Below are 9,895 nucleotides of genomic sequence, written 5' to 3'. Positions count from 1 at the left end.
ATAACCGGCGGGCTCATCATTTTCGGGGGTATAAAGGTTTAGAGCATTTCACAGTCAAGTTGGATCAACTTGACGCCCGTGATAATGCGTCCAAATAAAGAATCTAGAGCGAGCGCTATGATCCAATCTGGACGTAAACCGCTCTAGTCCTCATTCGCCGCAAGCTGCGACAGAACCTGACCGCGGCCACGGGCACGCATAATCAGCGGTACGATCAGTGCCAGTGCTGCAATCGTCAAGAGAACGGCTGCAATCGGAGATGTGAACAGGACAGTCACATCACCCTGACTGATAGACAAAGCGCGGCGCAATTGCTGCTCAGCCAGCGGGCCGAGGATCAAACCAACGACGGCCGGTGCAATCGGATAACCGAAGACACGCATACCATAGCCCATCAGGCCGAAAGCCAGCAGCATACCAAGTTCAAAGACCGACGGATTAGCACCGATTGTACCAAGCGTGGCGAACATCAGAATACCGGCATAAAGCCATGGTTTAGGGATGGTCAGCAATTTGACCCACAGACCGATCAGCGGCAGGTTCAACACCAGCAGCATGAAATTGGCGATGAGCAAGCTGGCAATCAGACCCCAGACCAGCTGCGGATTGGTTGCAAACAGCAGCGGCCCCGGTTGTAGGCCATATTGCTGGAAACCGGCCAGCATGATTGCAGCGGTTGCCGTTGTCGGCAGGCCGAGTGTCAGCAATGGCACAAGGGTACCGGCAGCGGACGCATTATTGGCAGCTTCAGGTCCTGCAACGCCTTCAATCGCACCATTGCCGAATTCTTCCGGATGTTTGGTGAGTTTGCGTTCGGTTGCATAGGACAGGAATGTACCGATTTCCGCACCGCCCGCAGGCATGGCACCAATCGGAAAGCCGATAAATGTACCGCGCAGCCATGGTTTCCATGACCGTGCCCAGTCTGAGGCAGACATCCACAGCGAGCCTTTAACGGCTTCCACTTTATCCGGTGCACGTGCGCCCTGAGCGGCGATAAAGAGCGTTTCACCAATCGCGAACATCGCAACGGCCAGTGTGGTGACTTCAATACCGTCAAGCAGATCGGGCACACCAAAGGACAGACGCGCCTGACCGGTCAGCTGGTCAATACCGATAGTGGCAAGCGCAAGGCCGATAAACAAGGATGTCAGGCCACGCAATGCGCTGTCGCCGAAAGCCGATGATACGGTGACAAAAGCCAGCACCATCAGCGCAAAATATTCGCGGGGGCCGAAAACCAGTGCAAGCTTAACAATATAAGGCGCGATGAAAGCGAGGCCGATGGTTGCAATCAGACCGGCAACAAAAGAGCCGATAGCAGCCGTTGCCAATGCAGGGCCGCCGCGCCCTTTACGCGCCATTTTGTTACCTTCCAGGGCGGTAACAATCGAGGCGCTTTCACCCGGTGTATTCAGCAGAATAGACGTAGTGGAACCGCCATACATGCCGCCGTAATAAATACCGGCAAACATAATCAGGGAACCCGCAGCATCGAGCTGATAGGTAACAGGCAGCAACAGGGCGACAGTCAGTGCAGGGCCGATGCCCGGAAGCACGCCGACAGCGGTGCCGAGTGTCACGCCGATCAGCGCATAGAGCAGGTTCATCGGCTGCATCGCAACCACAATCCCCTGCATGAGAAATTCAAATGTAGACATTAATCATTGTTCCCGTGTTGAGCCGCTTTACGCAGAGGGTAAGGCGCTGCGGCAACGAGGAGACAGCCGGTGGCTTTTTAAAAGAACAACCGCTCTAACGGCCCCGCAGGCAGTGATAATTGCAGCAATTTGGCAAAAACCAGCCAGATCACATAACAGGCGGCAATGCCGACAGGGATCGAGAACCATAATTTGCGCTTGCCGAAACCATAGGCTGTCAGTGCAAACATAATGCCTGTGGCAATGGAGAAGCCTGCTGTGTTGAGCAGCAGCATCTGCGCGGTGAGACCGCCGACAATCCAGAGTACCGGTTTGACTTCCTGCGGCTCACGCTCGGGAAAATCATGGCGGAAAGCAGCAATAATTGTCCAGATAGCCAATCCTGCAAGGCCGAAGGCAATGGCTTTCGGTACAGTCGCAGGGCCGACCTGAGAATAACCGGCAGCCTCGGAAAGACGTGCCATATCCCAGAACATCACGCCGGAAATGACAAGCAGGATGGCCGCGATACAAAGCGCCGCCCGATCGGGGCGACGCGCTGTTACAGGTTTCAGTTCACTCATTGAACAAGACCGATGTCTTTCAGAACACCTTCGGTTGCCTGAATATCCTTATCAAGCTGTGCGTCAAAAGCATCGCCTGCCAGATAGGTGTCAGCCCAACCTTTGGTCTTCAGAGTTTCCTGCCAGGATTTGGATTTTGCCAGCTTTTCAATATCCGCATTGATTGCGGCTTTCTGCTCGGCGGAAATACCAGGGGCTGCAGCCAGCATGCGCCAGTTTTCTACAACAACATCAAGGCCGGATTCTTTCAGGGTCGGTGCATCAATGCCTTCGATACGTTCGGCACTGGAGACGGCCAGCAGACGCAATGTGCCGGATTTGACCTGTGATTCAAATTCGCCGTAACCGGAAATACCTGCAGAAACCTGACTGCCGAGAATTGCGGCCAGTGCTTCACCACCGCCGGAATAGGCAATATAGTTGATCTTCTTAGGATCAACGCCTGCAGCCTTGGCAATCAGACCTACAGCGATATGGTCAGTACCACCGGCAGAACCACCGCCCCATGATACTGCGCCCGGATCTTTTTTCAGCGCATCAACCAGGTCGCCCATTGTCTGGAAAGGAGAAGAAGCAGGTACAACGATTGCTTCATATTCGCCGGTCAGACGTGCGATTGGCGTAACATCTTTCAGGGTTACCGGTGATTTATTGGTCAGAATAGCGCCGACCATAACATAACCGCCGACGATCAGAGCATCGCCTTTACCTTTTTGCTGGCTGGCGAATTGTGCAAGGCCGATCGTGCCGCCGGCGCCCGGTACGTTCTGTACCTGTACTTTACCGGAAATACCTTCCTGCTGCAGAACAGTCTGCAGGGAACGGGCTGTCTGATCCCAGCCGCCGCCCGGATTGGCCGGTGCAATGATGGTGTAATCTGCTGCATAGGCAGGCAGCGCCAATGCGCCTGCAAAGAGGGAAGCGAGTAGAAGTTTTTTCAAGTCTGATCCTCCTGATGCTGCGTTTCAACGCAGGCTGTGGTTTTTAGAAAACGCACGGGAAGGATCAGGCATGTGGTGCCCCCGACCATATACAGTGTTCCTCCCCGGTACTGTTTAACCGCCTCCACGGACAACAGTCCCGCTAATCGATCATATGAAGCTGACGCGAACCTGACGCACCCTTCGCTTTGCGCATAATTATTGAGACCGTGTGCTTTGCACACAATTATTGAGACTTGCGCTGTTTTCAGGAACGGCTCTTGTTCATATGTCTTTTGAAGATTGTGAGCCTGTTCCTGTGAAAATCAATAATATTTTTTCTGCTGGCGCAGCACATCATTCCATTTGGCAATCAGGCGGCTGCGTTTAACCTGATCGAGATAGACCATCAAACCGGGGCTGACAGGCACCGGTTTCAGCTTGTTGCCGTAGATTTCCTGCATGGTCAGAGCGGTATTGTCTCCGGCCACTTCAGGGCTGACAGCCGGTATTTGCAACTGGCGGGCGAGGATGGTTTGGCCTTCTTTCGACATGAAGAACTCAAGATAGCGCCGCCCCAGTTCCGGCGAGGCGGCGGCTTCCGGCACCAGTCCGATACGCGACATCACCACAGTATAATCTTTAGGCAGAATAATCCCCACATCGGGATTGCGCGATGCCCAGTCTGCGGCATAGGAGCCGAGAATATTATAACCGAGCACAAAGCGCCCGTCGGCAACGCGTTCCACAATTGCCTGACTGGTGGAGTAGAGTTTGACCCCCGCTGATCCCATGGCCTGAATGACCGTCCAGATATCGTCAAACTGCTCCTGATCACGTGCCATGAACAGAAAGCCGACGCCGGAGCGTTCAATATCATAAGTTCCGATACGGCCGAAAACGCTTTCACCCTGTTCTTTGAGATAGGCAACCAGCTCCGCGCGGGTTGACGGCGGTTTGCGGTCTTTAAACTCCGGCTTGTGATAGACAAAAACTGCTGGCTCAAATGTCAGGGCATAGGCGGTGTTGCGCCAGTTCGCCCAGCTTGGCCAGCGCTCGCTCATCGGCAAAATGCTGGCTTGCGCATAGCCGTCATTGGTAAGTTTGACCTGCAAATCCATGGCTGAGGAAAAAGCGAAATCGGCGGTTTTCAAGCCGTCGTTGGTTTCACGAACGATGCGCTCATAAATTTCTGTGGTGAGCATATCCTCATAGCGCACGGTGATGTCAGGGTTGTTTTTCTGAAACCCTTCAATCATCGGCCGTGCAAGCGGTTCGTCGAGAGAAGAATAGACAACCAGCACCGGCGCATTCTTGTCGCCGCTGAGTGCCGGAAACATCATGGGCGTTGCTGCCACAGCGCTATTTAACACCGGCAATAAACTTAAAACCGCACTCAGCCAGAAACGGCGCACGTCCTGTCCTCCCAAACTCGCTGGCCTAAACATTACTGACAATGCAGGATTATTTCTTTGTATCCGCTGACATTGCTCTTGTAATCATTATATGCTGTGTCGGGGAGAAACAATACGGGCTGCAACAGGGCAGCAGGGAGATGTTGTCAGCGTGCGGATTTTGCTGGTTGAAGATAATAAGGCGCTGTCGGAAGGGCTGGGCGCTTTGTTGCGCGGTAGCGGCTATGCGGTTGATATTGTTGAAGACGGTGCGTCTGCCCATGCCGCCGCTGCGGCTGAGAATTTTGATCTGGTGATTCTTGATCTCAACCTGCCGGAGATGGACGGGCTGGATGTGCTGCGGGCCATGCGTGCACGGCATAATCAGGCAGCTGTGCTCATTCTGACCGCGCGCGGTACACCGGAAGAGCGCGTGCGCGGGCTGGATCTCGGCGCGGATGATTATATGATTAAGCCGTTCGATATCAGCGAGTTTGAGGCGCGGGTGCGTGTGCTGTTGCGGCGTCAGGCGGGATTGCGTCATGCGCTGGTGCATTTTGGTGCGGTCACACTGGATTTGAATACACGCACTTTCAGTTCTGCCGGACAATCGATTGATATTCCGGCGCGGGAACTTGGCTTGCTTGAATTGCTCTTTGTGCGCGGCGGCAAGGTCGTTGCCAAAGAAGCGATTGTGCAGTCTCTCAGTGGTTTTGACCATGATCTGAGTTCTAATGCCATTGAGCAATATGTCAGCCGTTTGCGCAAAAGGCTTGCGCCTTTCGGGCTGACGGTCAGGACAGCGCGGGGGCTGGGATATTATCTGGATCGTCTGTCCGGCACCCAGCCGGTTATTGTTGCGGATGAACCTGTGGATTTGCCCGCGGATTCACAATGAGGAAAAACAGCTATTCCCTGCGCAGACGTTTGCTTGGCTGGTTGCTGGTTTCAACCATGCTGATCGGGCTGATTGCGCTGGCGGATACGTATCAGGAAGCTGTCAGCACGGCCAATAAAGTGGCAGACCGCGTGCTGAGCGGTTCGGCGCTGGCGATTGCCGAGCGTGTTGTGGTGTCCGAGCATGGCGATCTGGAGGTGGATATTCCCTATGTCGCCTTGGAAATGCTCACTTCTGCCGCGCAGGATCGGGTGTTCTATCGGGTGGACGGTCCGCCCGGCCAGTTTATTACCGGTTATGAAACACTGCCGCTGCTGAAAAATCCGGAAAATAAGGATGTTGAATTTGGCGATGGAACCTATCGCGGGGAGCCGATCCGGCTGGCTTTGCTGCGCCGTTCCGCTTCGACCGGTGTGAATTCCGTGCCCTTTACAGTGACTGTTGCCGAGACAACTATGGCGCGTCGGCAGCTCACGCATACGCTTTTGCTGCGCTCAGCCTTGCGGTTGCTGTTTATGATTGTCGGCACCGCCTTGGTGGTCTGGATTGCCGTGACCTATGCTTTGCGTCCGCTTTACCGCCTCAGTGATGCAATTGCCGAGCGCAATCCGCAGGATTTGCACCCGATCAGCGAGCATGTGCCCAATGAGGTGCAGGGGCTGGTGGAAACGGTCAATTCTTTCATGGTGCGGTTGCAATCGGCGCTGGATGCACTGCGCCATTTTACCGGCAATGCCAGCCATCAGTTGCGCACACCTTTGGCAGTGGTGCGGACACAACTTGCTCTTGCCCAGCGTAGTCAGGATCGTCAATCCATGTTGGAAGCGGTCACGCAGGCCGATCAGGCCGTGGCGCATGCCGAGCGTATTCTGGCGCAGTTGCTGTTGCTGGCTAAAATTGATGCATCTGGCGACCAGACTGTGCAAGTGCTCGGATCTGTTGATCTTGCTGAAATGGCGCGGCAGATCACCGGTGATTATGTGCGCGAGGCAGCGCGGGGAGATATTGATCTGGGCTATGAGGGGGAAGCCAGTCTGACGGTGCAGGGCGACCGGCTGCTGCTGGAAGAGGCTTTGAAAAACCTGATTAGTAATGCGCTGCTTTATGCCGGCACTGAGGCCGTCGTGACTGTGCGTGTGCGCAGGCAGGGTGAATTAGTTTTCCTTGAGGTTGAGGATAATGGCAAGGGCGTGCCTGAAGAACAGCTTTCCCTGATCCGCAACCGCTTTGACCGCGGCTCTGTTGCAAAAAACACAGGACATTCTCCGCAAGGCAGTGGTCTTGGTCTGTCGATTGTCGAGGAAATTGCGGCTTTGCATGGGGGGCATCTGATCCTGCAAAAAGCAACGCAGAGCAAAGGTCTTCTCGCGGCCATCCGGTTTTCTGCTACTTCGTAAAATATTCTGGCCGGTTATCGTTATTGCCGGTTTTTGATAGATCATTCCGGCCGATTTACTGGCAATCAGGCACTTATCTTGTTGCAAGCTGAAGGTTTTTGGCTACAACCGCCAGTAACTTGAATGATAATGTCAGATTTTGCAGGCGGGACGACGGGAGAGATTGTAATGCCGGATATCGTAAAACGGTTTTTTGCCTATTATCGTCCGCATAAGCTTCTGTTCGCTGTCGATTTTTGCAGTGCGGTATTGTCCGGTTTGCTGGAGCTGGCTTTTCCGGTGGCTGTTACATTATTCATCGACCGGTTGCTGCCGACCAATGAATGGGGGCTGATTGCTCTCGCGGCCGCCGGTTTGCTCTGCGTTTATGTTTTCAATGCCGGTCTGCAAGTGGTGGTGACCTATTGGGGGCATATGCTCGGGATCAATATTGAAACCGAGATGCGCCGCAAAGCCTTTGATCATTTGCAGAAACTCTCCTTCGGCTATTTCGATAATCAGAAGACCGGCCATCTTGTGGCGCGTATGACCAAAGATCTCGAAGAGATCGGCGAGGTCGCCCATCACGGTCCCGAAGATCTGTTCATCGCGATCATGACGCTGATCGGCGCTTTCATCCTGATGTTCTGGGAACATTCGACACTGGCTGTTATTACCGCGCTGATTGTGCCGGTCACTGCATGGGTGACATTGCGCTATGGCGGTCGCATGACCACGACATGGCGCGCACTTTATGGCCGTGTGGCGGCATTCAATGCGCGTATTGAGGAAAATGTCGGCGGTATTCGTGTGGTGCAGGCTTTCACTAATGAAGACCATGAACGCGCGTTGTTTGCCGAGGATAATCAGAATTATCGCAGCACTAAGCTTGAAGCCTATAAAGTCATGGCGGCCTCAACATCGCTGAGCTATTTGTCGATGCGTTTTATTCAGGTCGTGGTGATGCTGTGCGGGGCATATTTTGTCATTCGCGGCGACCTGAGTGCCGGTGGTTTTGTCGGTTTCCTGCTGCTGGTCGGGGTGTTTTTCCGGCCGATTGATAAGATCAATTCGGTAATTGAAAGCTATCCGAAAGGTATTGCCGGTTTCCAACGCTATCTGGAGTTCCTGAATACGCGTCCGGATATTGCTGACCGCGCCAATGCCCGCGATGCAGGCAAATTACAGGGCAATATCCGTTATAATCAGGTTTCCTTCGGTTATCAGGATAATCGTCCGATCGTGCATAATCTGAACCTCGATATTCAGGCTGGCGAGACCATTGCATTTGTCGGGCCCTCCGGTGCGGGTAAAACCACGATCTGTTCTTTGCTGCCGCGTTTTTATGAAGTGACCGGCGGTGCTATCAGTATTGACGGAATTGATATCCGCGATATGACGCTGAAATCCCTGCGCAGCAATATCGGCATTGTCAGTCAGGATGTGTTCCTGTTTGCAGGCACGATCCGTGAGAATATCGCCTATGGCCGCCTTGATGCGAGTGATACCGAGATTATGGATGCTGTGCAACGCGCGCGTCTGGGCGATGTGGTTGCCGGTCTGCCGGCGGGGCTGGATACGATTATCGGTGAGCGCGGGGTCAAGCTTTCCGGCGGGCAGAAACAGCGTCTGGCGATTGCCCGTATCTTCCTGAAAAACCCGCCGATCCTTATTCTGGATGAGGCAACTTCCGCTCTTGATACAGAGACAGAGCGTGCCATTCAGCAATCCCTGTCGGAATTGTCGGTCGGGCGCACTACTTTGGTGATCGCACATCGTCTGGCAACAATCACCAATGCTGATCGCATTGTTGTTGTGCAGGACGGCAGTGTGGCGGAAGAGGGCAGTCATCAGCAGTTACTGGAAGCAAAATCCGGTCTCTACCGCCAGCTGCTTGAAGCGCAGAACCGTGCGGCCGAGGTTTAGAAGCTCCGCTTCCTGCACCCTGCAGATAATGCTTGTGTAATTGTTCCCTAGAGCGGTTTACGTCCTGACTGGATCTCAGTGCACGCTCTAGATTCTTTAATTTGCCGCATTATCACGGGCGTCAAGTTGATCCAACTTAACTGTGAAATGCTCTAGTCGGGAATGCAGGCCAGCTTTGTCTGTTAATTGTGAACGCAGTGTCCATCAACATGATGAATTGATACGATACCGTATGGTATGATATTGGTGCTGCAAATTGAAGGACAGGACAGATTATGAATCCTAAACTTGCAGCCGCACTGGCCACCATTCTATGGGGCTTCACCTATATTGTTTCATCCAACATGCTGCCGCATAATCCGGTTTTTATCGGTGCAATCCGCGCTTTAGGTGGCGGTATTCCGCTGTTGCTGTTTGCTCGCACAATGCTGCCGCGTGAATGGTGGTGGAAAATTCTTGTGCTTGGCACGCTCAATGCCGGTTTATTTTTCGGCCTGATCTTTGTTGCTGCTTTGCGCCTTCCGGGCGGTGTGGCGGCAACCATTCAGGCTTTGGGACCGCTCTTCACTATTCTGCTCGCATGGCCGCTGATGCAGGTTATTCCGACCGGTCATAAGATTTTCAGCGTCTTGCTGGGCGCCGTTGGTGTCAGCCTTGTTGTGCTGCGTGGTGGTGTGCAGATGGATATGATCGGTGTGCTGGCGGGCTTAGGCGCGGCCTTATCCGTGGCACTGGGCGGTATCTATGTCCATAAATGGGGTCGCCCGTGTTCTTTGCTTGCATTCACTGGCTGGCAGCTGGTTGTCGGTGGCGTTGAACTGGCAATCCTTGCTGTGATTTTTCAGGACATTCCGTCTTCCGTTACGCTCGTGAATTTTGCCGGTTTTGTCATTCTCGCACTCTTCCTGACAGCGCTGGCTTTTGCCTTGTGGTTCCGTGGTATCGAGGGTGCAGGACCATCCGCAGTTGCTCCGTTCTTCCTGCTCGCTCCGGTGACAGCTTTTATTATGGATGCTGTTTTTAATGATATGGTGCCAAGCTGGCTGCAACTTGGCGGTATTGTTCTGGTGTTGGGAAGCTTGCTCTATGGTCAGCTGGTTGATCGCAGATCATTCAGACCGGCACGGCACCATCATAAGATTACCGATGCTGAGAAA

The 9,895-nt window shown here is 53.6% G+C and carries 8 protein-coding genes; 4 read left to right on the top strand and 4 right to left on the bottom strand.

Translation table 11 applies throughout. The annotated features are described in order from the left end of the window. Positions 1 to 143: 143 nt before the first annotated feature. From A918_RS0106675 to A918_RS0106660, 4 genes are all read right to left on the bottom strand, one after another. On the bottom strand, positions 144 to 1,661 hold the full coding sequence (locus A918_RS0106675; protein ID WP_022710312.1) for a tripartite tricarboxylate transporter permease: 1,518 nt from the start codon (positions 1,659 to 1,661) through the stop codon (positions 144 to 146). 77 nt (positions 1,662 to 1,738) lie between these two features. After that, positions 1,739 to 2,224 carry a tripartite tricarboxylate transporter TctB family protein gene (locus A918_RS0106670; protein WP_022710311.1) on the bottom strand — a complete coding sequence of 162 codons (486 nt, stop codon included), beginning with the start codon at positions 2,222 to 2,224 and terminating at the stop codon, positions 1,739 to 1,741. Next, entirely contained in the window at positions 2,221 to 3,165 is a 945-nt protein-coding gene (locus A918_RS0106665; RefSeq protein WP_022710310.1) for a tripartite tricarboxylate transporter substrate binding protein, read from the bottom strand. Before A918_RS0106665 ends, A918_RS0106670 begins: the two co-directional genes overlap by 4 nt. A 305-nt stretch (positions 3,166 to 3,470) precedes the next feature. Further along, positions 3,471 to 4,487, bottom strand: a complete 1,017-nt coding sequence (locus A918_RS0106660; RefSeq protein ID WP_371257505.1) for an ABC transporter substrate-binding protein — start codon at positions 4,485 to 4,487, stop codon at positions 3,471 to 3,473. 223 nt (positions 4,488 to 4,710) lie between these two features. On the opposite strand from A918_RS0106660, the gene A918_RS19705 reads away from it, so the two are divergent. The 4 genes from A918_RS19705 to A918_RS19700 form a co-directional block, all read left to right on the top strand. After that, positions 4,711 to 5,436: a response regulator transcription factor gene (locus A918_RS19705; RefSeq protein ID WP_022710308.1), complete on the top strand. Its 726-nt coding sequence runs from the start codon at positions 4,711 to 4,713 to the stop codon at positions 5,434 to 5,436. After that, complete coding sequence (locus A918_RS0106650; protein ID WP_022710307.1) at positions 5,433 to 6,833, top strand: sensor histidine kinase; 1,401 nt, start codon at positions 5,433 to 5,435, stop codon at positions 6,831 to 6,833. Before A918_RS19705 ends, A918_RS0106650 begins: the two co-directional genes overlap by 4 nt. A 168-nt stretch (positions 6,834 to 7,001) precedes the next feature. Continuing rightward, a complete protein-coding gene (locus A918_RS0106645; protein ID WP_022710306.1) occupies positions 7,002 to 8,738 on the top strand; it encodes an ABC transporter ATP-binding protein in 1,737 nt (578 codons plus the stop codon). A gap of 275 nt (positions 8,739 to 9,013) precedes the next feature. Beyond that, positions 9,014 to 9,895: DMT family transporter (locus tag A918_RS19700; RefSeq protein ID WP_022710305.1), on the top strand; the 882-nt coding region annotated here is incomplete at its 3' end.

Origin of the sequence: Pseudochrobactrum sp. AO18b, assembly GCF_000409565.1 — a bacterium.
Lineage (GTDB): Bacteria > Pseudomonadota > Alphaproteobacteria > Rhizobiales > Rhizobiaceae > Pseudochrobactrum > Pseudochrobactrum saccharolyticum.
Note: the sequence above shows the minus strand (reverse complement) of the source record. Positions and strands in the feature narration are given on the sequence as shown.